We start from the raw sequence: 20,205 nt of genomic DNA, 5'->3' as shown, positions 1-20,205 counted from the left end.
ATGTCGGCTGTTGTGGGTTTGCCAACGATGTTATTCCATTCCTCCCTGCGCCGTGAGATGGCGCGAAGCTTCGGGGCTTCGCTGCTGGTCTTGCTGACCATCGTGATCACGATGCTGCTGATCCGCACGCTGGGGCTGGCCAACAGGGGCAGCGTCAACCCTGAAGAAATTCTTCTGGTGCTCACCTACACCGTCATCGGGCGGCTGCCCACGGTGCTCACGCTGGCGCTGTTCATCGCGGTCGTCTCTACCCTCTCGCGCATGTACCGCGACAGCGAAATGGTGATCTGGTTTTCCAGCGGCCGGGGCATTGCGGCCTTTTTGCCACCCGTGTTTCGCTTCGCCTGGCCGATCTTGCTGGCCATCGCCGTGCTGGTGATGTTTGCCTGGCCTTGGGCCAATCGCCAGACCGACGAATTGCGCAGCCGTTACGAACAACGCGGCGACCTGGAGCGCATCGCGCCCGGACAGTTCCAGGAATCCTCGGGCGGCCGGCGGGTGTTCTTCATCGACAAAGACACGGCCGACGGCACCGAGGGACGCAACGTCTTCATTGCCAGCACAGCGCGCGACGGCCGAGAAAGCATCACGTCGGCGCGCAGCGGCCGGGTGGAGTGGATGGGTGAGCAGCAAATGCTGCTGCTGGAGCAAGGCCAGCGCCTGGAACTGGCCCCGGCGGAGGCGCCGGGGCCGGTGCGGCTGAGCGAGTTCCGCGCCTATGGCATCCAGATCGGGCATAGCAGCGCCAGCACGGAGGCGGCTTTCGGCCTCAAAGCCCGATCGACCTGGGAGTTGCTGACGCAACCGCACCCCGCCCATGCCGGGGAATTGTCGTGGCGGGTGGGGCTGGCGTTGACGGCCATCAATTTCACGCTCATGGGAGTGGCCGTGGCGGCCGGCAACCCCAGGGCTGGCAAGAGCGGCAATCTGATGTTCATGTTGTTTGCCTTCATCGTGTACTACAACCTGCTCAACCTGGGGCAGAACTGGGTGACCACGGGGCGTATGTCGTGGCCGGCGTTGATGCTGGGGCTGCATGGCGGGGTGTTCGCCTTGAGCGCCTTGTGGCTGGCCAAGCGCCATTGGGGTTGGCGCCTGCCCATGCCCACCTTTTCCCGGGCCAGCGCATGAGAACGGTGCGCAAGCTCATTTTTGGCGAAGTGCTCAGCGCCATCGGCTTCGTGGCGCTGGCCTTTCTGGCCCTGTTCGTGTTCTTCGATCTGGTGGACGAGCTGCCAGCGCTGGGACGAGCGTCGCCGCTGGACGCCTCGCTGCGCTACGGCATGCCGCAGGCGTTGCTGTACGTCGGCCTGCTGGTGCCCAGCCGCCTGTACGAGCTGCTGCCCATCGCCGTGCTCATTGGCTCGGTCTATGGGCTCGTGCGACTGGCCCAGGGCTCGGAATTCACCATTTTGCGCACCAGCGGGCTGGGGCCCTGGCGCGCGCTGCAAACCATGCTGTGGCTCGGGGCCGGCTTCGTGGTGCTGACGGTGGCCATCGGCGACTACCTGGCCCCCTGGGCCGACCGTCAGGGCCAGTTGCTCAAGGCCACCTACCAGGGGCGCATCAGCGTGGGGCAGACGGGCGCCTGGCTCAAGGAGCGGGGGGATGACCGGCAGATCTCCGTCAACGTCCGCGCCATGGATGCCCGGGGCGAATTGGAGGGCGTGCGCATCTTCGAGTTCGACGACGACGGCCGCATCCGCCAAACCGTGCAGGCAGCCTCGGCCACGGTGGACAATGCCGCGGGCCTGTGGCGGCTGCGCGACGTGCGCTTGCGCGAGTTCGTCCATGGCACGCAAGCGCCGCAGACTCGCCACAGCACACCCGAAACCCTCGACTGGCCGACCACGCTGACGACCGACATGATCGCCGTGGCCCTGCTCAAGCCCGAGCGGATGCGCACGGCCGACCTCTTCCGCTACATCCGCCATCTGGAGGCCAACAACCAGACGGCCCAGCGCTACGAGATCGAGTTCTGGCGCAAGGTGTTCTATCCCCTGAGCTGCCTGGTGATGGTGGTGCTGGCCCTGCCTTTTGCCTATCTGCATTTCCGCGCCAAGGGCCTGGCGGCCTATGTGTTTGCCGGGGTCATGATCGGCATCAGCTTTTTCCTGCTCAACAACGTGTTCGGCTACATCGGCAACCTGCGCAATTGGGAGCCGTGGCTGGCGTCGGCCGCGCCATCGCTGCTGTATTCGCTGGCCTCGCTGGGCGCCTTTGGCTGGCTGGTGCTGAAGCGATGAGGGAGGAATGATGCGCGCCGTCATCGTCTTTGCGCATGGATCGCGCGACCCGCTGTGGCGCCAGCCGGTGCAGGCCGTAGCGCAGGCCATCGCCGCGCGTGATCCGTCCTGCACCGTGCGCTGCGCCTACCTGGAGCTGTGCGAGCCCACGCTGGCACAGGCGGTGGACGAACTCGTGGCCCACGGAGCGACCGACATCCGCGTGCTGCCGCTGTTCTTCGGCATGGGCAAGCACGCCCGCGAGGACTTGCCCGCGCTGATGCGCGACCTGCAAGCCCGCCACCCGCACGCACGCCTGCAACGATTGCCCACCGCTGGCGAAGATCCCCGCCTCATCGCCCTGCTCGCTGACATTGCCCTGGAGGGGCCTGTGCCATGAACCTGCACCAGTTCCGCTTCGTTCAGGAAGCGGTGCGCCGCAACCTCAACCTGACCGAGGCCGCCAAAGCCCTCCACACCTCCCAGCCCGGCGTGTCCAAGGCCATCATCGAGTTGGAAGATGAACTGGGCGTGGAAATCTTCACCCGCCACGGCAAGCGCATCAAACGCCTGACGGAGCCCGGCCAGCATGTGCTGCGCAGCATCGAAATCATCATGCGCGAGGTCAACAACCTCAAGCGCATCGGCGAACAGTTTTCGGCCCAGGACAGCGGCACCCTGAGCATCGCCACCACCCACACCCAGGCGCGCTACGTGCTGCCTGGCCCCGTGGCCAAACTGCGCCAGATCTACCCCAAAGTGTCTGTGAGCCTGCACCAAGGCTCGCCTGCGCAGGTGGCCCAAATGCTGCTCGATGACGTGGCCGACATCGGCATCGCCACCGAATCTCTGACCCAGTACGACGACCTCGTCACCCTGCCCTGCTACGACTGGCAGCATGTGCTGGTGCTGCCATTTGCCCACCCGCTGCTGGAAAAAGAGCGAATCAGCCTGGAAGACCTGGCCCAGGTACCGCTGATCACCTACCACCCCTCGTTCACCGGGCGTACCCGCATCGACCAGGCGTTCGGCCTGCGTCAACTCAAGCCCCACATCGTGCTTGAAGCGATCGACTCTGACGTGATCAAGACCTACGTGAAGCTGGGCATGGGCGTGGGCATCGTGGCCGAGATGGCCATGCAGGGCGAAGAGCGCAACCCCGACCTGATGGCCCGCCCCGCCGGACACCTGTTCGGGCAGAACGTGACCCGCGTGGCGTTCAAGCGCGGGGCCTACCTGCGCCAGTTCGTGCTGCGCTTTGCCGAACTCCTTAGCGACCGCCTCTCGCGCGACCTCATCATGAAGGCCATGCAGGGCCACGGCCACGATTACGACCTGTGAGCCATTCACACCCGATCATGAACGCCCCGATTCCCGCCATTGAACCCCGAACACCAGCCGTACCCAGCCGCCTGCCCCATGTGGGCACCACCATCTTCACGGTGATGTCGGCCCTGGCCGCCGAAACGGGGGCGGTCAACCTCGGGCAAGGCTTTCCGGATTTCGACTGCGACCCGCGACTGCTCGATGCCGTGAACGACGCCATGCGCGCCGGCCACAACCAGTACCCGCCCATGACCGGCATCCCCGCGCTGCGCCAGGCGATTGCGGCCAAGGTGCAAGCCCTGTATGGCCACGCTTACGATGCCCAGGCCGAAGTGACCGTCACGGCCGGCGCCACGCAAGCCATCCTCACGGCCGTGCTGGCCGTCGTCCACCCGGGCGACGAGGTGATCGTGCTGGAGCCCTGCTACGACAGCTACGTGCCCAACATCGAACTGGCCGGCGGCGTGGTGGTGCGGGTGCCGCTCACCCCCGGCACCTTCCGGCCCGACTTTGACCGCATCGCTGCGGCCATCACCCCGCGCACCCGAGCCCTCATCATCAACAGCCCGCACAACCCGAGCGGCCGGGTGTGGACGCGCGACGACATGCTGCGCCTCCAAGAACTGCTGGCCCCCACCGACGTGCTGCTGATCAGCGACGAGGTGTACGAGCACATGGTCTACGACGGCCAGCCGCACGAAAGCGCCGCGCGCTACCCCGGGCTGGCCGCGCGGGCCTTCATCGTCAGCAGCTTTGGCAAGACCTACCACGTGACCGGCTGGAAAGTGGGTTATGTGGTGGCACCTGCCCCGCTCATGGCCGAATTCCGCAAGGTGCACCAGTTCAACGTGTTCACCGTGAACACGCCTATGCAGCATGGGCTGGCCGCCTACATGGCTGACCCGGCCCCCTACCTGGCGCTGCCGGCCTTCTACGCCGCCAAGCGCGACCTGTTCCGCCAGGGCCTGGCGCAAACCCGGTTCCGGCTGCTGCCCAGCGAAGGCACGTACTTCCAGTGCGTGGACATCTCGGGGCTGGCCGTGCCGGAAAAAGACCTGCCCGAAGCCGATTTCTGCCAGTGGCTCACCCGCGAGGTGGGCGTGGCGGCGATTCCGCTGTCAGCGTTCTACGGCAACGGCTTCGACCAGAAAGTGATCCGCTTCTGCTACGCCAAGCGCGACGAGACGCTCAAGGCGGCGCTGGCCCGGCTGGCGCGGCTTTGAGGCAACCCGGCCAGCCGGACCACCCTCAGTGGTTCAGTTGGGCCCACACCTTGTCCAGGCGCTTGACGCTCACCGGCTGAGGCGTGCGCAACTCCTGCGCAAACAGGCTCACGCGCAACTCCTCCAACAGCCAGCGTAACTCGTTCATGCGCTCGTCAGTCACGCCCTTGCGCTCGGCCACCAGGCGCCAGTAGCGCTGCTCCTGGGGCTTGATGTCGGCCATGCGGGCCGCGTCGCGGGCCGGGTCGGCGCGCAGCTTGTCCAGCCGCATGACGATCGCTTTCAAATAACGCGGCAGGTGTTGCAGCGAGGCCCACGGGGTTTCCAACAGAAAGCGCTTGCCCACCAGCCGTTGCAGCTGCTGGGTCACATCGGCCAGCGCATCGGGGTGACCCTTGGTGTCTTTGATCTTGCGCTGGACGGCGCTGAAATCGGACAGGATGGCGGCGCTCAATCGCGCCACCTCGTTGCAGATCAGGGTCAGGCGGCCCCGGCCCTCTTCCAGCCGGCGCTTGAAATCGGCCTCGTTGGCGGGCAACGGCTCCAGCATGAATGCCCGGTCCATGGCCACGGCGATGATTTGCTCGCGCAACTCCTCCTGGGTGCCCAGCGTCATGTAGGCCACGGCCATTTTCTGGAGGTCAGGGATGTTTTTTTCCAGGTATTTGAGCGCGTCGCGGATTTGCAGGGCGAACAGGCGGCGCAGCCCCGCGTGATGCTTGCGGGCCGCCACCTCGGGCTCGTCGAACACGTCGATCTGGACGGCGTCCCCCGCATCGATGAGGGCCGGAAAGCCGATCAGGGTCTGCCCATCTTGGCGGATTTCCATGATCTCGGGCCAATCGCCAAAAGCCCAGGTGGTGTAGCGGGCAGCCGCCTCCCAACCGCTGCCGGGTCTGTCAGCGGCATCGGCGCGGGCTGGCGCCGGCGACTGGGCCACGGCCCCTTCCCCCTGGCTGGGCTTGGCCGGCCCGCCGGGCGGCCGGTCGGTCACCTCTGACCCGCCCCTCCCTTGAGCCGGCCCGCTGGCCTGGGCCTTGAGCTGGGCCAACGCCTGAAAAGCGCCACGCGCCTTGCTGCCCCACTCGGCCTTGAGGGCGGGCAAGCTGCGGCCCTGGGCCAATTGGCGGCCGTGCTCATCCACCAGCCGCAGGTTCATGAAGTGATGCGGCTGCAGCATGTCGAGCTTGAAGTCGCTGCGCTTGACATCCAGCCCGGTGATGCGCCGCACCTCTTGCAGCAATGCGTCGAGCAGGCTGCCCTGGGCCCAGCGGTCTGCCGCGGTCAGCCGCTGCGCGAGTTGATCGGCCGTCTCGGGCAACGGCACCAGCCGGGCACGGGGCTTTTGCGGCAAGCTCTTGAGCAGGGCCTGGATTTTGTCTTTCAACATGCCTGGCACCAGCCATTCGCAGCGTTCGTCGCTCACCTGGTTGAGCACGAACAACGGCACCGACACCGTCAGGCCATCTTTGGGGTCTCCGGGCTCGTGCAGATAACTGGCGGCGCAGTCCACCCCCCCGATGCGCAAGACGGTCGGAAACGCCTGGCTGGTCACGCCCGCGGCCTCGTGCCGCATCAGCTCGTCGCGCGTCAGGCGCAGCAGGCGCGGCTGGCTGCGCACGGCTTGGCGGTACCAGCGCTCCAAATCGCGGCCGCTGCACACATCGGGGGGCAACTGGCTGTCGTAAAAGGCGGCAATCAGTTCGTCATCCACCAGCACGTCCTGTCGGCGGGATTTGTGCTCCAGTTCCTGCACCTGCTCGATGAGTTGGCGATTGGCCGCCAAGAAAGGCAGGCGCCGCGCCATCTCTGCGGGCCAGGTGTCCTCATACAGCGCCCCAAGCAGCCCCTGGCGGATGAGGAGGTCGCGCGCGCCGGCCGGATCGACCCGGCCGTAATGGATGCGGCGCTGGCTGTACACGACCAGCCCATACAACGTCGCCCGCTCGTAGGCGATGACCTCGGCGGCCTTCTTCTCCCAGTGCGGATCGAGCACCTGTTTTTTCAGCAGATGCCCCCCCACCTGCTCCAACCACTGCGGCTCGATGGTGGCCATGCCCCGCCCGAACAAGCGGGCCGTCTCCACCAATTCGGCGCATACCACCCAGCGCCCAGGGCGCTTGCTCAAGTGCGCGCCCGGGTGGCGATGGAATTTGATGCCGCGCGCGCCCAGATAGAGATCCTCGGTGTCGTGCTTGCAGCCCACATGGCCCAGCAACCCCGCCAACAGGCTGAGGTGCAACTGCTCGTAGCTGGCGGGTGTGGTGTTGAGCTTCCAGCCATGCTCGGCCACCACGGTGTGCAATTGGGAATGGATGTCGCGCCACTCGCGCACGCGGCGCACGCTGATGAAATGCTGACGCAACAGGGCCTCGTACTGGCGGTGCGACAGCTTGTGGATGGGCGCGGGGGCCTCCCCCGCCTGGGGCACGGCGCCCTTGGCCGGCTTGCCGCCGCGGGCCTCGTCCAGCCATTTCCAGAGCTTGAGCAAGCCGGTGAACTCGCTGCGCTCGTCGTCGAATTTGGCGTGGGCCTGGTCGGCCTGGGCCTGCGCGTCGATGGGGCGCTCGCGCACGTCCTGCACGCTCAAGGCACTGGCAATCACCAGCACCTCATCCAGCGCCTGGCGTTGCCGAGCTTCCAGGATCATCCGCCCCACCCGGGGGTCCAGCGGCAGCTTGGCCAGTTCGGCGCCCAGCGGGGTCAGCTCATGCGCCTCGTCCACCGCGCCGAGCTCTTGCAGCAGCTGATACCCGTCGGCAATGGCGCGACGGCTGGGCGCTTGCAGAAAAGGAAAGTCCTCGACCGCCCCCAGGCGCAGCGATTTCATGCGCAAAATCACCGCCGCCAGCGAAGACCGCAAGATTTCCGGGTCCGTGAAACGCGGCCGGGCCTGGAAATCGGCCTCGTCGTACAGCCGGATGCAAATGCCCTCGGCCACCCGCCCGCACCGGCCCGCCCGCTGATTGGCCGCCGCCTGGCTGATGGGCTCGACCAACAGTTGCTCGACCTTGCTGCGCAGGCTGTAGCGCTTGACGCGGGCGGTGCCGCTGTCGATCACGTAGCGGATGCCGGGCACCGTCAGCGACGTCTCGGCCACGTTGGTGGCCAGCACGATGCGGCGCTGCCCGCTGGGCTGGAATATCCGCTCCTGCTCTGCCTGGCTGAGCCGGGCAAACAGCGGCAGCACCTCGGTCTGGCGCAACACCGGCTGGTGGCTCAGGTGCTTGCGCAGGTGGTCTGCCGCTTCGCGGATCTCGCGCTCGCCGGGCAGGAATACCAAGATGTCCCCAGCGTGCGCGCCACCACGCCACAACTCATCGACCGCATCGGCTATCGCGTGGTTGAGGTCATGATCGCGGCTTTCTTCAAACGGACGCCAGCGCACCTCCACCGGATAAGTGCGGCCCGACACCATGATCACCGGCGCCGCGCCCCGGCGCGACGCGAAATGCTGCGCAAAGCGCTCCGCATCGATGGTGGCCGACGTGATGATGACCTTCAAATCCGGACGCCGGGGCAGGATCTGCCGGATGTAGCCCAGCAAGAAATCGATGTTGAGGCTGCGCTCATGCGCCTCGTCGATGATGAGCGTGTCGTAAGCCTGCAACAGCGGGTCGGTCTGCGTCTCGGCCAGCAAGATGCCATCGGTCATCAGCTTGACCGACGCCGTGGGGCTGAGCCGGTCATGAAAGCGCACCTTGTACCCCACCACCTCGCCCAGCGGGGTGCGGAGCTCCTGGGAGATGCGGCTGGCCACCGAACTGGCGGCAATGCGTCGCGGCTGGGTGTGACCGATCAGGCGGCCGCGTTCCCCGGGTCGGGCATGGGCGCGGCCTCGCCCCATGGCCAACGCGATTTTGGGCAACTGCGTCGTCTTGCCCGAGCCCGTCTCGCCGCAGACGATGATCACCTGATGCTCGCGCAAGGCGGCTTCGATCTCGTGGCGTTTGCCGCTGACGGGCAGGGCGTCGGGGAATTCGATGTGCAGTCGTTCGGCCATGGAGGGGCGAAATCGGGGCAGAGGGCAAACTTCCGATTATCCTAGGGGTCTGGCCAACGGCTGGCCGCTTCTGTCCACCACCCCATGTCCACGGTCTTCAACTTCACCTTCGTCCCCTGGTTCCGGTCGGTCGCCCCCTACATCCACAAATTCCGCAACCAGACCTTTGTGGTGGGCATTCCGGGCGAAGCCATTGCCGCGGGCAAGCTGCCCAACCTGGTGCAGGATCTGGCGCTGATCCAAAGCATGGGGGTGCGCATCGTGCTGGTGCACGGATTCCGGCCACAGGTCAATGAGCAGCTGCGCGCCAAAGGCCATGAAGCCCGCTACCACAACGGCATGCGCATCACCGACGAGGTGGCGCTGGATTGCGCCCAGGAGGCCGCCGGCCAGCTGCGCTACGAAATTGAAGCCGCCTTCAGCCAGGGGCTGCCCAACACCCCCATGGCGGGGGCCACGGTGCGCGTCATCTCAGGCAACTTCATCACCGCCCGGCCGGTCGGCATCGTCGATGGCATCGACTTCCAGCATTCGGGCCTGGTGCGCAAGGTGGATGTGGCCGGCATCATGCGCACGCTCGACATGGGCGCTTTGGTCCTGCTGTCTCCATTTGGCTTTTCCCCCACCGGCGAAGCTTTCAACCTCACCATGGAGGAAGTGGCCACCAGCGTGGCCATCGCCCTGCAGGCTGACAAGCTCCTGTTCCTGACCGAAATCCCTGGCATCCGCGTCCGCCCCAACGACCCCGCCGGCGACGACAACCCCATCGACACCGAATTGCCGCTGGCCGAAGCCGAGCGCATCCTGGCCGGCAATCCACCCAGCCACCGACCAACCGACGTCGGCTTTTACCTGCAGCACTGCGTCAAGGCCTGCAAGGGCGGTGTGGAGCGCAGCCACATCATCCCCTTCGCGGTGGACGGCTCGCTGCTGCTGGAGGTGTATGTGCACGACGGCATCGGCACGATGGTGGTGGACGAAAAGCTCGAAAGCCTGCGCGAAGCCACGCCCGACGACGTCGGCGGCATCCTGCAACTCATCGAACCGTTCGAGAAGGACGGCACGCTGGTCAAGCGCAGCCGCACCGAAATCGAACGCGACATCGCCAACTACACCATCATCGAACACGACGGGGTCATCTTTGCCTGCGCCGCGCTCTACCCCTACCCGGAAGCCAAGACGGGCGAGATGGCGGCGCTGACCGTCTCGCCGCAAGCCCAAGGCCAGGGCGACGGGGAAAAAGTGCTCAAACGTATCGAACAACGGGCCCGGTACATGGGGCTCGAAAGCATCTTCGTGCTCACCACCCGCACCATGCATTGGTTCATCAAGCGGGGCTTCCAGCCCGTGGACGCCGACTGGCTGCCCGAAGCACGCAAGCGCAAATACAACTGGGACCGCCGCAGCAAGGTGCTGGTCAAAAAGCTGGCCTAAAAAAAGAAAACGCCCATTTCGCGCAAGCGAAATGGGCATAGTCAAAAGGACTGACGAAAGACTTACTGGGTCTTCTCTTCGGTCTTCTGCTCTTCCTGGGCTTGACCTTCAGCAGGAGCAGCTTCGGCAGGAGCGGCTTCAGTAGACTCTTCCTTCACCTCTTCAGCGGCAGGAGCCGGGGCAGGTGCGGGCTGTTCGACGGCCGGTGCCGGGGCAGGCGCGGGGGCTTCTTCCTTCTTGCCACAGGCAGCCAGGGCCACAGCAGCCATCAGTGCGGCAATCACGAGGGACTTGTTCATTTGGTAAACGTAAAAAATTAAGGGGGTTCCGGGACGACATTCCTCGCTGCTTCCGCCTTCCCGATGGGCCAGAAACGAGCGGCGCCGGTGCACCAGAATCAACCGACATGCACCAGCGCGGTTCAAATGATAAATCGTGTCGAGCCCTCGGGTTAACCCGGACAAAAATTTTTTCAATCGCCCCTAAAAATGTCTGGTTTTCGCAACATTCAAAGGCCCAGCACGCTCGCTGGGAAAGCAGGGGTGCCCGTTGCCCAAGCCGAATTCCACGCCTGGCGCCACTGTGTCCGGCGAGGCGCCTCCGTGGTGGCCACGACGGTCGGCGCCTGAGCCTCCATCCCCACCACGGCCCAGTCAGGGGTCCACAGCAGCATCGTCATCTCGGGCAGGCCGCTGCGGGGCCAAGTACGCGCCTCAAAGCGGTGGTCGAATTGGCGGCGCCACGCCACGAACCGTGGCGCTTGCAACGTGATCGGCCTGAAGTCCGCCGCCATCATGCACAGGCGCGCGCCGTGCTGCATCCACTGCGTCAGCCCTTCCACGACGGCCAGTTCCCCCAAAGGCCAATGGGTAAAGTCCGGATCGGCCCACAACATCTCGCGCCAGCCGCGCAGCGGCGCCTGCGCCACCGCTGCGCGGACCAGGTGCTGAAAATCGGCCGGGCCGCTGAAACGCCCTTGGGGAAGTTCGGCCACGTCAGTCAAGAGACTCTCCTTTGAGGTGCAGCCAACCGGCTTCGTGCCAGTGGGCCAGCAGGGCCTGGGCCGCCGCGCTGGCCCGCCGCACCGCCTGCGCCGACAGGCCACGCCGATCAGCCAGCGCCCACATCAGGCGGGCATCCCGGCCCGCGGCGCGCAGGGCTTCGCCGTTGATGTACACGTGGCGTTCATCGTAGAGCATGCGGGTGCGCCGGTCCAGCTCTAGCGCCCCGGGCTGCCAGGGGCGTTCTGGGGGATCGAACCAGACACGGGGCTTGGGTTCGGTCATGATCTCGCCCAGGGCCAGCCGCACCGCCCCTTCATCGGCAACCAGCCGGGCCAGGCCCTCCCGGGCGAAATCCACCATCGCTTCGGGCAGGCGGGCCGGCGCGTCGGTGGCGGGCTGCGCGGGGTCGCGGTACAGGGCATCGTCTTCGTGCTCGTCGGCCATGCGCTGCACCAGCTCGGCGGCCAGGCCACCGCGCTGCGGCACCCGAAAGCCGATGGAATACGTCATGCATTCACCGCCTTCGGCCACGCCATCATGGCCCCAGCGCGGCGGCAGGTAGAGCATGTCGCCCGGCTCCAGCACCCACTCTTGCTCGGGCTCGAAGTGGCGCAGGATTTTCAGGGGCACGTCGTCTTGCAGGGCCGGGTCTTTGAGGCGTCCGATGCGCCAGCGACGGCGGCCATGCGCCTGCAGCAGAAAGACGTCGTAACTGTCGTAGTGCGGCCCCACGCCCCCGCCTTCGCTGGCCCAGGAAATCATCAGGTCATCGAGCCGGGCGTCGGGCACGAAACGAAAGCGTCGCATCAATCGGTGCGCGGCCTCCACATGCAAATCCACCCCCTGCACCAGCAGGGTCCAGCCCGGGCGCTTCAGCGGCGGCAGGGCCGTGCGCGTGAACGGCCCATGGCGCAGCCGCCAGCGCCCCTCGGGCTCGCGGACGATCAACCGGGACTCCACCTCCTCCCGGCCGGCCAGGGCAAACAGTTGGGCGCGGCTGAGCAGCGGCTCAAACCCCGGCAGCGCCTGACGGATCAGCAGGGGCTTGCGTTGCCAGTGGCGGCGCATGAACTGGCGCGGCGTGAGCCCACCCAGCAATGCGCACGGCTGGTCGATGGCGGGCGGCTCGTCGGTATGTCGGGCAAGCGAAGTCATGGGACAATTGTCACATGCCTGATACGCCTTCCCTGCACCAACCGATGCGCGTCACGCCGCAATGTGTCGTCGCCCTGACCTGGACCTTGAAAGACACGCTGGGCGAAGTGCTCGACGAACTCGAAGATCCGGTGGAATTCCTCGTGGGCGGACGCGACCTGCTCGCCAAAATCGACGAGGCCCTGCAAGGGCATGTGGCCGGCGACGAGATGGAATTGCATCTCGAACCCGAACACGCCTTCGGCGAATACGACGAGCAACTGGTGTTCCTGGAGCCACGCCAGGCGTTTCCGGCCGATCTGGAGGCAGGCGTGGTGTTCGAGGGGTTGCCGGCAGGCTGCAGCCCAGAAGCCCCCGCCGACCGGATGTATTTCGTCAGCGAAATCTATCCGGAGCATGTGGTCATGGACGCCAACCACCCGCTGGCGGGCATGGCCCTGCGGTTGGATCTGAAGATCCACCATGTGCGCGAGGCCACGGTGGACGAGGTGGGGCGAGGAACCCTGGGTGCAGGGTTCTTCCGGCTGCAAGCCTGACCCGTTTCAGAAAGCTCATCGGGGGGCTCAGCCACCCCGATGCCTTCAGCCCCGGCCGGTGGAGCCGTAGCCCCCAACACCCCGAGCGGTGGCCGCGGCAAACGCTTCGACCATCTCGAACTGCGCCTGCACCACGGGCACGATGACCAGTTGCGCGATGCGCTCCATCGGCGCGATGGTGTAGGCCACATCGCTGCGGTTCCAGGCACTGACCATGAGTTGCCCCTGGTAATCGCTGTCGATCAGCCCCACCAGGTTGCCCAGCACGATGCCGTGCTTATGCCCCAGGCCCGAACGCGGCAAGATGAGCGCGGCATAGCCCGGATCGGCCAAATGAATGGCCATCCCCGTGGGCACCAACTGCCACGCATTGGGCGCCAGAGTCAGCGGCTCATCGAGGCAGGCACGAAGATCCAACCCGGCGCTGCCGGCCGTGGCGTAGGCGGGCAGCGCGTCATGCAGGCGGGGGTCCAGAATGCGGCACTCGATCCGCATCCTCACTCCTTGGCATCGGCGGGCGGATCGCCCCAGGGGTTGTTGCTTTCCTCTTCAGCCGGCTCCCCCCAAGGGTTGCCCGCATCGCCCCAGCCCGAATCCAGACCCGGGAGATTGAGCAGCTTCTCCCGCACCGCGTCGGCATCCACTTCCACCGGCGGCGCCAGTTGGCCGGTCACCAGCGTGGGCTGCCAGATGAGCACAGCGACCATGATGATCTGCAGGATGATGAAGGCGATCGAGCCTTTGTAGATCTGCTCGGTGGTCACCCGCTTGATGGGCTTCTTGGTCACCTCATCCACATAATCGTTGCGGGCCGCCACGCTGCGCAGATAGAACAGCGCAAAACCGAACGGCGGCGTCAGGAACGACGTCTGCAGGTTCATGGCGATGATGATGCCGAACCAGATCAGGTTGATGTCGAGCTTCTCGGCCACCGGGGCCAGCAGCGGCACCACGATGAAGGCAATCTCGAAAAAGTCGATGAAGAAGCCGAGCGCAAACACCAGCAAGTTGACGAACACCAGGAAGCCAATCTGGCCACCGGGCAGCTTGTCGAACAGGTGCTCCACCCAGATGTGGCCATCGGCGGCGTTGAAGGTGAAGCTGAACACCGTCGAGCCGATCAGGATGAACATCACGAAGATCGACAGCTTGGTGCTGTTTTCCAGCGCTTGCTTGAGCACCTGCAAAGTCAGGCGACCGCGCACGAAAGCCATGATCAACGCGCCCACTGCCCCCATGGCACCGCCTTCGGTGGGCGTGGCGATACCCAGGAAGATCGTGCCCAGCACCAGAAAGATGAGCAGCAGTGGCGGAATCAGCACGAAGGTGACTTGCTGCGCCAGGCGCGAAACCAGGTTCAGCCGCAACAGCTTGTTGCCCAAGGCCAGCACCAGGGCAAACAGGGCAGCCACCAGCAGCGACATGATGAACGTCTCGTCGCGCGGTGCATCGCTGGTACGCCCCAGCCACTGCTTCATCAAATCGCTGTGGAACAGCGACCAGACGTAGCCCACCACACCCGACAGGCCCATGAGCACGATCAACGACTTGTGCCCGCTGGCGCCATTGGGCTCGTTGTAAATCCGGGCTTCGGGCGGCAGGGCCGGCACCCAGTGTGGCTTGACCATCGCCACGGCAAAGATGAACAGCAGATACAGCCCCACCAGCATCAAGCCCGGGATGAGCGCGCCGGCATACATGTCACCCACCGAACGGCCGAGCTGGTCGGCCAGCACGATCAGCACCAGAGACGGCGGCAGGGCCTGCGCCAGCGTGCCCGAAGCGGTGATCGTGCCGGTGGCAATCGAGCGGTTGTACCCGTAGCGCAGCATGATCGGCAGGGAAATCAGCCCCATGGAAATCACGGCCGCCGACACCACGCCGGTGGTGGCCGCCAGCAAGGCGCCGACCAGAATCACCGCCACGCCCAGGCCACCGCGTACCGGGCCAAACACCTGCCCGATGGTCTCCAGCAGGTCTTCGGCCATGCGGCTGCGCTCCAGCACGATGCCCATGATCGTGAAGAAGGGGATGGCCAGCAGCGTGTCGTTCTGCATGATGCCGAAGACGCGCAGCGGCAGGGCATTGAACAGGCTGGCGGGGAACAGCCCCAGCTCCATGCCGATCAATCCGAAGAACAGGCCCGTGGCGGCGAGCGAAAACGCCACCGGGAAACCCATGATGAGAAAGACGAACAGCCCCAGGAACATCAGGGGCACGAAGTTGTTGGTCAGAAAGTCGATCATGATGCCTGCCCCCCTTTAGAGGCAGCTTTCGCGGCTTTTTCCGCTTCGGCGATGTCTTTGGCCAGCATTTCGGTTTCGCTGGGGCCGGTGTGATCCAGGGGATCGGGGCCTCCACCGAAAAGAAAGTGCAAGCGCTTGATCAGTTCGGAGACCCCCTGCAACCCCAGCAGCACAAACCCCACCGGAATCAACAGGTACGCCGGCCAGCGGATGAGCCCCCCGGCATTGGAGGAGACTTCACCGCTGACCCAGGCCCGCTCGAACACCGGCCAACCCATCTTGGCAATCATGTAGCACAGGGGCAGCAGGAACGCGACGATGCCGATCACGTCAATCCAGTTGCGGGCGCGCGCCGACAGGCGACTGGCCACCACGTCGATGCGGACGTGAGCGTTGCGCAAGAAGGCATAGCCGCCGCCCAGCAGGAACACGGCGCCGAACAGATACCACTGAATTTCGAGGAAGGCGTTGGAACTGACGCTGAAGGCGTAGCGGCTGATGGCGTTGCCGGCGCTGATCAGCGTGGCTGCCAGGATGAACCACATCATCAACTTGCCAATAGCGCCGTTGACGGTGTCCACCACACGCGAAAAAAGCAGAAAAAATTTCATGGCTGCATACCTTCACGGATCTGATCGATCCGTGATTCGTTCGAGAGCAAATAGTTCGCCTGCCGTCACCGAAACAACAAAACGCCCCGCTGGGCCGCGGGGCGTCCGGTGTAGACCAACGACGGTCAAGTTTACAGGCGGGCAGCCTGCATGTAGCTGTCGAAACGCGCTTCGGTGAAGCGGAACCACAGGTTGGCATCGCGACGGAAGGCGGCGTAATCTTCGTAGATCTTCTTCCAACGCGGGTTGGTATCGTTGAGCTCTTTGTAAAGCTCCATCGAAGCGCGGAAAGCGGCATCCATCACGGAACGCGGGAATGCTTCCAGCTTCGTGCCGCCGGCCACCAAGCGCTTGAGGGCTTGCGGGTTGCGAACGTCGTACATGGCCTGCATGTTGGTGTGAGCATGCGAAGCGGCCGCGGTGACGATCGCCTTGTATTCGTTCGGCAACGCATTGAAAGCCGCTTTGTTGACATACAAATCGATTTGTGCGCCCCCTTCCCACCAGCCCGGGTAGTAATAAAACGGCGCCACACGCTGGAAGCCGAGCTTCTCGTCGTCGTACGGGCCCACCCATTCCACGGCATCGATGGTGCCACGCTCCAGCGCCTGGTAAATCTCCCCACCGGGAATCATCTGGGGCACGGCACCCAGCTTGCTCATCACCTTGCCGGCAAAACCACCCACGCGGAACTTCAGGCCCTGCAGATCGGCCGGCGACTTGATTTCCTTGCGGTACCAGCCACCCATCTGGGCGCCCGAGTTGCCACAAGGGAAGTTCACGATGTTGTAGGCGTCGTAGAACTCGCGGAACAGCTTCAAGCCATTGCCTTCGTAGTACCAAGCGGTGAGCTGGCGGCTATTGAGGCCAAATGGAATGGCGGTACCGATGGCAAACGTATCATCCTTGCCAAAGAAGTAGTAGGCGCAGGTGTGGGCGCACTCCACGGTACCGGCCTGAACGCCATCGACGACGCCAAACGCCGGCATCAATTCACCACCGGGATGCACGGAAATCTGAAAGCGGCCGCCAGTGGCATCAGAGACGAATTTGGCAAACACCTCTGCCCCGCCATAGATGGTATCCAGCGCCCGGGGAAAACTGGACGCACAACGCCAGCGAATGGCAGGCTGAGCGCTGACGATGGCAGGCGCTGCACCCGCAGCCAACACGCCGGCCAGGCCCGCATTTTTGATGAGTGATCGACGATCCATTCGATTGACTCCAATGTGTGATTGATTGATTCCGTTCGCACCGCTGCACATCGAGCGCTGAGCGACAGGCAGAGGCATTGTAGGGTTGCGTGCCGCACGCCCACGGCGGTACAAACCCTAGTTTGCCCCCGCGGCGCTTTGAAAAAATCTCAAAGCCTCAGTCAGCCGCGCTCACAACTTTCAATGCAGGGGCAGGAACCTCGGGCAGCCGCAGGCGCTCGCGCACCGCCGCCACCATGCCGGGGGCATCCAGCCCCAGCATCGAGAGCAGCCGGGCCGGGTCGCCATGTTCCACGAAACGATCCGGCAAGCCCAACGTGAGGACGGGGCGCAAGCGGCCGTTGGCCTGCAGGCATTCCAGCACGGCAGCGCCTGCGCCACCGGCCACGGCCCCCTCTTCCACCGTCACGAGGGCCTCGTGGGTGTCGGCCAGTTCCAGCACGAGCGCTTCATCCAGCGGCTTGGCCCAGCGCATGTTGGCCACCGTGGCGTCAAGGATCTCGGCCGCATCCAGCGCCGGATAGAGCAAAGTCCCGAATGCCAGGATGGCAATGCGCTTTCCGCGGCGGCGGATCTCCCCTTTGCCGTAAGGCAGCCCTTGCAGGTCCTGCGGCAAGGCGGTGCCCACCCCCGCCCCGCGCGGGTAGCGCACGGCCACCGGGTGGTTCTGGGCGAAGGCGGTGGACAACAGGCGGTAGCACTCGGCCTCGTCGGCCGGGCAGGCCATGGCCATGTTGGGGATGCAGCGCACGAAGGCGATATCGTACGCCCCGGCATGGGTAGGGCCATCGGCGCCGACGATGCCTGCCCGGTCGAGCGCAAAGACCACAGGCAGGTTCTGCAACGCCACGTCGTGGATCATCTGGTCGTAGGCCCGCTGCAGGAACGTGGAATAGATGGCGACCACGGGCTTGAGCCCTTCGCAGGCCAGGCCGGCGGCAAACGTGACGGCGTGCTGTTCGGCGATGCCGACATCGTGGTAGCGCGACGGAAAACGGCGATGAAACTCCACCATGCCCGACCCTTCGCGCATGGCCGGCGTGATGCCAATGAGACGCGGGTCGTGCTCGGCCATGTCACACAGCCATTGCCCAAACACCTGACTGAAGGTGGGCTTGGGCGGCTGGGCTGGCTGCTGCAGGCCGACTTTGGGGTCGAACTTGCCGGGGCCGTGGTAGGCGATCGGGTCGGCCTCGGCCAGCTTGTAGCCCTGCCCCTTGCGGGTGACCACGTGCAGGAACTGCGGCCCGTCGAGCTCTCGGATGTTCTGCAGCGTGGGGATGAGGGAGTCCAGATCGTGCCCGTCGATGGGGCCGATGTAATTGAAGCCGAATTTTTCGAACAGGGTGGCCGGCACGACCATGCCCTTGGCTTGCTCTTCCAGGCGCTTGGCCAGCTCGAACAGCGGTGGGGCGACGCTGAGCACCTGCTTGCCCATCTGCTTGGCGGCGGCATAGAAGCGCCCGCTCATCAGCTGCGCCAGATAGCGGTTCAGCGCCCCCACGGGTGGGCTGATGGACATGTCGTTGTCGTTGAGGATGACGAGCAGCTTGGCGTCGGCCACGCCGGCGTTGTTGAGCGCCTCGAAGGCCATGCCGGCGGTCATCGCGCCGTCCCCAATGACGGCAATCGCATGGCGCTGCTCGCCTTTGAGCTTGGCGGCCAGGGCCATGCCCAGCGCCGCCGAGATGCTGGTGGACGAATGCGCCGTGCCGAAGGTGTCGTATTCGCTTTCGGCGCGCACCGGAAAACCGCTGATGCCGCCGAGTTGGCGCAGGGTGGACATGCGCTCGCGCCGGCCGGTCAGGATTTTGTGCGGATAGGTTTGGTGGCCCACGTCCCAGACGATGCGGTCTTCGGGCGTGTTGAACACGTAATGCAGGGCCACCGTCAGTTCCACGGTGCCCAGGTTGGAGCTGAGGTGCCCGCCGGTTTTGGCCACGCTTTGCAACAGAAATTCGCGCAGTTCGTCAGCCAACGGCCGCAACTGCTGGCGCGACAGACGCCGCAGGTCCGCCGGCGAGTGGATGGTGTCGAGCAATCCGTTCATGGGCTGTGTTCCTGAGTATGCGCGTGTCTGCGTCGTCAGTGGGTCCGGCGCACCACCCAGTCCGCCAGGTGCTCCAGCCGGTCGGTGCGGGTCAGATCGCCCTGCCGCAGCGCCTCGTGCGCCTGGGCCAGCAGGGCATCGGCGTAGTGGCGGGCGCCGTCGAGCCCGAGCAGCGAAACGAAGGTGGGCTTGTCGGCGGCCGCGTCTTTGCCGGCGGTCTTGCCCAGGGTGGCGGTGTCGGCCACCACGTCGAGCACGTCGTCCACCACCTGAAAAGCCAAGCCCAGGGCTTGGCCGTAGCGGGTGAGCGCGGCCTGCGCGCGCGCATCGGCGCCAGCGGCCATCGCCCCCATCTGCACGCTGGCCAGCAGCAGGGCGCCCGTCTTGCGGCGATGCATGTCTTCGAGGCGATCCTGGGTCAGCAGTTGACCGACTTCGGCCAGGTCGATGGCCTGGCCGCCAGCCATGCCGGCATGCCCGGCCGCACGCGCCAAGCACCGGGCCAGCCGCGCGGCCAGCGCTTCATCCGGCACATCGAGCAGCCATTCGAAGGCCAGGGCCTGCAGCGCGTCACCGGCTAGCAGGGCCTGGGCCTCGCCAAAGCGCACATGCACCGTGGGCTTGCCACGCCGCAGCACGTCGTTGTCCATGCAGGGCAGGTCGTCGTGCACCAGGGAATAGGCGTGAATGAGCTCCACCGCGCAAGCGGCTTTCATCACGGCCACGGAGGCATCCGCCCCCACCGATTCAGCCGCCGCCAGCGTCAGCAGGGGCCGCAGGCGCTTGCCACCATCCAGGACGGCGTAACGCATGGCCTCGCCGAGCCCAGCCGGGGCGTCCTGGGGCAGCCAGGCGTCGAGCGCCGCCTCGACGGCCGACAAGGCATGGCGAACCCACGCCTGGAAGTCGGACGATGGGGAGGCGGTCATCCCCCCAGCCCTCCCGTCCAAGGGCGGGGCTCGCCGTTTTCCATCACCTGGATTTGCTGCTCGACCGCTTCGAGCTTGGAACGGCACAGCCGAAGCAAAGCGGCACCACGCTCGTAGTGCACGAGCAGCTCTTCGAGCGGCAACTGACCGCCTTCGAGCCGGGAAACGAGCGCCTCCAGCTCTTGCATGGCGGCTTCATAGGTATCGGGCAGGTCGGTGCCTGCGGCGCAATGGGGTGTGGTGGGCATG

The 20,205-nt window shown here is 65.4% G+C and carries 17 protein-coding genes and 1 pseudogene; 7 read left to right on the top strand and 11 right to left on the bottom strand.

The genetic code is table 11. The features are described 5' to 3' along the window. Genes lptF through DFR43_RS04955 form a run of 5 tightly spaced genes read left to right on the top strand, consistent with a single transcriptional unit; the run spans position 1 to position 4,774 of the window. Positions 1-1,131: an LPS export ABC transporter permease LptF gene (gene lptF, locus DFR43_RS04975; RefSeq protein ID WP_342776093.1), complete on the top strand. Its 1,131-nt coding sequence runs from the start codon at positions 1-3 to the stop codon at positions 1,129-1,131. Further along, on the top strand, positions 1,128-2,246 hold the full coding sequence (lptG, locus tag DFR43_RS04970) for an LPS export ABC transporter permease LptG (protein WP_133596242.1): 1,119 nt from the start codon (positions 1,128-1,130) through the stop codon (positions 2,244-2,246). The genes lptF and lptG overlap by 4 nt, the downstream gene beginning before the upstream one ends. Before the next feature lie 7 nt (positions 2,247-2,253). Continuing rightward, positions 2,254-2,625: a sirohydrochlorin chelatase gene (locus tag DFR43_RS04965; protein WP_164499703.1), complete on the top strand. Its 372-nt coding sequence runs from the start codon at positions 2,254-2,256 to the stop codon at positions 2,623-2,625. Further along, entirely contained in the window at positions 2,622-3,566 is a 945-nt protein-coding gene (locus DFR43_RS04960; RefSeq protein WP_133596241.1) for a CysB family HTH-type transcriptional regulator, read from the top strand. Before DFR43_RS04965 ends, DFR43_RS04960 begins: the two co-directional genes overlap by 4 nt. Before the next feature lie 17 nt (positions 3,567-3,583). After that, complete coding sequence (locus tag DFR43_RS04955) at positions 3,584-4,774, top strand: pyridoxal phosphate-dependent aminotransferase (RefSeq protein WP_133596240.1); 1,191 nt, start codon at positions 3,584-3,586, stop codon at positions 4,772-4,774. Between the two features lie 25 nt (positions 4,775-4,799). Here DFR43_RS04955 and hrpA read toward each other — a convergent pair whose 3' ends face one another. After that, on the bottom strand, positions 4,800-8,777 hold the full coding sequence (hrpA, locus tag DFR43_RS04950; protein ID WP_133596239.1) for an ATP-dependent RNA helicase HrpA: 3,978 nt from the start codon (positions 8,775-8,777) through the stop codon (positions 4,800-4,802). Positions 8,778-8,861: 84 nt separating this feature from the next. On the opposite strand from hrpA, the gene argA reads away from it, so the two are divergent. Next, positions 8,862-10,211, top strand: a complete 1,350-nt coding sequence (argA, locus tag DFR43_RS04945; protein ID WP_133596238.1) for an amino-acid N-acetyltransferase — start codon at positions 8,862-8,864, stop codon at positions 10,209-10,211. Between the two features lie 98 nt (positions 10,212-10,309). Here the strand turns inward: argA and DFR43_RS04940 are convergent. From DFR43_RS04940 to DFR43_RS04930, 3 genes and pseudogenes are all read right to left on the bottom strand, one after another. Beyond that, positions 10,310-10,510, bottom strand: a pseudogene (locus DFR43_RS04940) (hypothetical protein); the annotation flags it as partial. 209 nt (positions 10,511-10,719) lie between these two features. Next, positions 10,720-11,214, bottom strand: a complete 495-nt coding sequence (locus DFR43_RS04935; RefSeq protein ID WP_133596237.1) for a hypothetical protein — start codon at positions 11,212-11,214, stop codon at positions 10,720-10,722. Beyond that, the gene (locus tag DFR43_RS04930; protein WP_133596236.1) at positions 11,207-12,370 is read right to left on the bottom strand and encodes a cupin domain-containing protein; all 1,164 of its coding nucleotides are present in this window, start codon (positions 12,368-12,370) and stop codon (positions 11,207-11,209) included. The genes DFR43_RS04935 and DFR43_RS04930 overlap by 8 nt, the downstream gene beginning before the upstream one ends. A 44-nt stretch (positions 12,371-12,414) precedes the next feature. On the opposite strand from DFR43_RS04930, the gene DFR43_RS04925 reads away from it, so the two are divergent. Further along, positions 12,415-12,906, top strand: coding sequence for an FKBP-type peptidyl-prolyl cis-trans isomerase (locus tag DFR43_RS04925; RefSeq protein WP_133596346.1), 492 nt, complete (start codon positions 12,415-12,417; stop codon positions 12,904-12,906). 45 nt (positions 12,907-12,951) lie between these two features. Here the strand turns inward: DFR43_RS04925 and dut are convergent, their stop codons facing one another. The 7 genes from dut to xseB all read right to left on the bottom strand — a co-directional run bounded on the left by dut (position 12,952) and on the right by xseB (position 20,204). Then, positions 12,952-13,401, bottom strand: coding sequence for a dUTP diphosphatase (gene dut, locus DFR43_RS04920; protein ID WP_133596235.1), 450 nt, complete (start codon positions 13,399-13,401; stop codon positions 12,952-12,954). Between the two features lie 2 nt (positions 13,402-13,403). Beyond that, a complete protein-coding gene (locus tag DFR43_RS04915; RefSeq protein ID WP_245988831.1) occupies positions 13,404-15,152 on the bottom strand; it encodes a TRAP transporter large permease in 1,749 nt (582 codons plus the stop codon). Next, positions 15,149-15,763 carry a TRAP transporter small permease subunit gene (locus DFR43_RS04910; protein WP_133596234.1) on the bottom strand — a complete coding sequence of 205 codons (615 nt, stop codon included), beginning with the start codon at positions 15,761-15,763 and terminating at the stop codon, positions 15,149-15,151. Before DFR43_RS04910 ends, DFR43_RS04915 begins: the two co-directional genes overlap by 4 nt. A gap of 131 nt (positions 15,764-15,894) precedes the next feature. Continuing rightward, the gene (locus DFR43_RS04905) at positions 15,895-16,977 is read right to left on the bottom strand and encodes a TRAP transporter substrate-binding protein (RefSeq protein WP_133596233.1); all 1,083 of its coding nucleotides are present in this window, start codon (positions 16,975-16,977) and stop codon (positions 15,895-15,897) included. Between the two features lie 157 nt (positions 16,978-17,134). Further along, entirely contained in the window at positions 17,135-19,027 is a 1,893-nt protein-coding gene (gene dxs, locus DFR43_RS04900; protein WP_133596232.1) for a 1-deoxy-D-xylulose-5-phosphate synthase, read from the bottom strand. Between the two features lie 35 nt (positions 19,028-19,062). After that, complete coding sequence (locus tag DFR43_RS04895; RefSeq protein WP_133596231.1) at positions 19,063-19,956, bottom strand: polyprenyl synthetase family protein; 894 nt, start codon at positions 19,954-19,956, stop codon at positions 19,063-19,065. Beyond that, a complete protein-coding gene (gene xseB, locus DFR43_RS04890) occupies positions 19,953-20,204 on the bottom strand; it encodes an exodeoxyribonuclease VII small subunit (RefSeq protein WP_133596230.1) in 252 nt (83 codons plus the stop codon). Before xseB ends, DFR43_RS04895 begins: the two co-directional genes overlap by 4 nt. Position 20,205 lies beyond the last annotated feature (1 nt).

Origin of the sequence: Tepidicella xavieri (genome assembly GCF_004363315.1) — a bacterium.
Classification (GTDB): domain Bacteria; phylum Pseudomonadota; class Gammaproteobacteria; order Burkholderiales; family Burkholderiaceae_C; genus Tepidicella; species Tepidicella xavieri.
This window is presented reverse-complemented; position numbering and strand designations above follow the sequence as displayed.

What these genes read in the sequence shown, in the direction of transcription:
- DFR43_RS04960 (WP_133596241.1), top strand. Translation starts at nt 2,622, where the DNA reads ATGAACCTGCACCAGTTCCGCTTCGTTCAGGAAGCGGTGCGCCGCAAC.
- DFR43_RS04915 (WP_245988831.1), bottom strand. Translation starts at nt 15,152, where the DNA reads ATGATCGACTTTCTGACCAACAACTTCGTGCCCCTGATGTTCCTGGGG.
- dxs (WP_133596232.1), bottom strand. Translation starts at nt 19,027, where the DNA reads ATGAACGGATTGCTCGACACCATCCACTCGCCGGCGGACCTGCGGCGT.
- xseB (WP_133596230.1), bottom strand. Translation starts at nt 20,204, where the DNA reads ATGCCCACCACACCCCATTGCGCCGCAGGCACCGACCTGCCCGATACC.
- DFR43_RS04910 (WP_133596234.1), bottom strand. Translation starts at nt 15,763, where the DNA reads ATGAAATTTTTTCTGCTTTTTTCGCGTGTGGTGGACACCGTCAACGGC.
- dut (WP_133596235.1), bottom strand. Translation starts at nt 13,401, where the DNA reads ATGCGGATCGAGTGCCGCATTCTGGACCCCCGCCTGCATGACGCGCTG.
- DFR43_RS04925 (WP_133596346.1), top strand. Translation starts at nt 12,415, where the DNA reads ATGCGCGTCACGCCGCAATGTGTCGTCGCCCTGACCTGGACCTTGAAA.
- argA (WP_133596238.1), top strand. Translation starts at nt 8,862, where the DNA reads ATGTCCACGGTCTTCAACTTCACCTTCGTCCCCTGGTTCCGGTCGGTC.
- DFR43_RS04965 (WP_164499703.1), top strand. Translation starts at nt 2,254, where the DNA reads ATGATGCGCGCCGTCATCGTCTTTGCGCATGGATCGCGCGACCCGCTG.
- DFR43_RS04930 (WP_133596236.1), bottom strand. Translation starts at nt 12,370, where the DNA reads ATGACTTCGCTTGCCCGACATACCGACGAGCCGCCCGCCATCGACCAG.
- DFR43_RS04905 (WP_133596233.1), bottom strand. Translation starts at nt 16,977, where the DNA reads ATGGATCGTCGATCACTCATCAAAAATGCGGGCCTGGCCGGCGTGTTG.
- DFR43_RS04895 (WP_133596231.1), bottom strand. Translation starts at nt 19,956, where the DNA reads ATGACCGCCTCCCCATCGTCCGACTTCCAGGCGTGGGTTCGCCATGCC.
- lptG (WP_133596242.1), top strand. Translation starts at nt 1,128, where the DNA reads ATGAGAACGGTGCGCAAGCTCATTTTTGGCGAAGTGCTCAGCGCCATC.
- lptF (WP_342776093.1), top strand. Translation starts at nt 1, where the DNA reads ATGTCGGCTGTTGTGGGTTTGCCAACGATGTTATTCCATTCCTCCCTG.
- DFR43_RS04955 (WP_133596240.1), top strand. Translation starts at nt 3,584, where the DNA reads ATGAACGCCCCGATTCCCGCCATTGAACCCCGAACACCAGCCGTACCC.
- hrpA (WP_133596239.1), bottom strand. Translation starts at nt 8,777, where the DNA reads ATGGCCGAACGACTGCACATCGAATTCCCCGACGCCCTGCCCGTCAGC.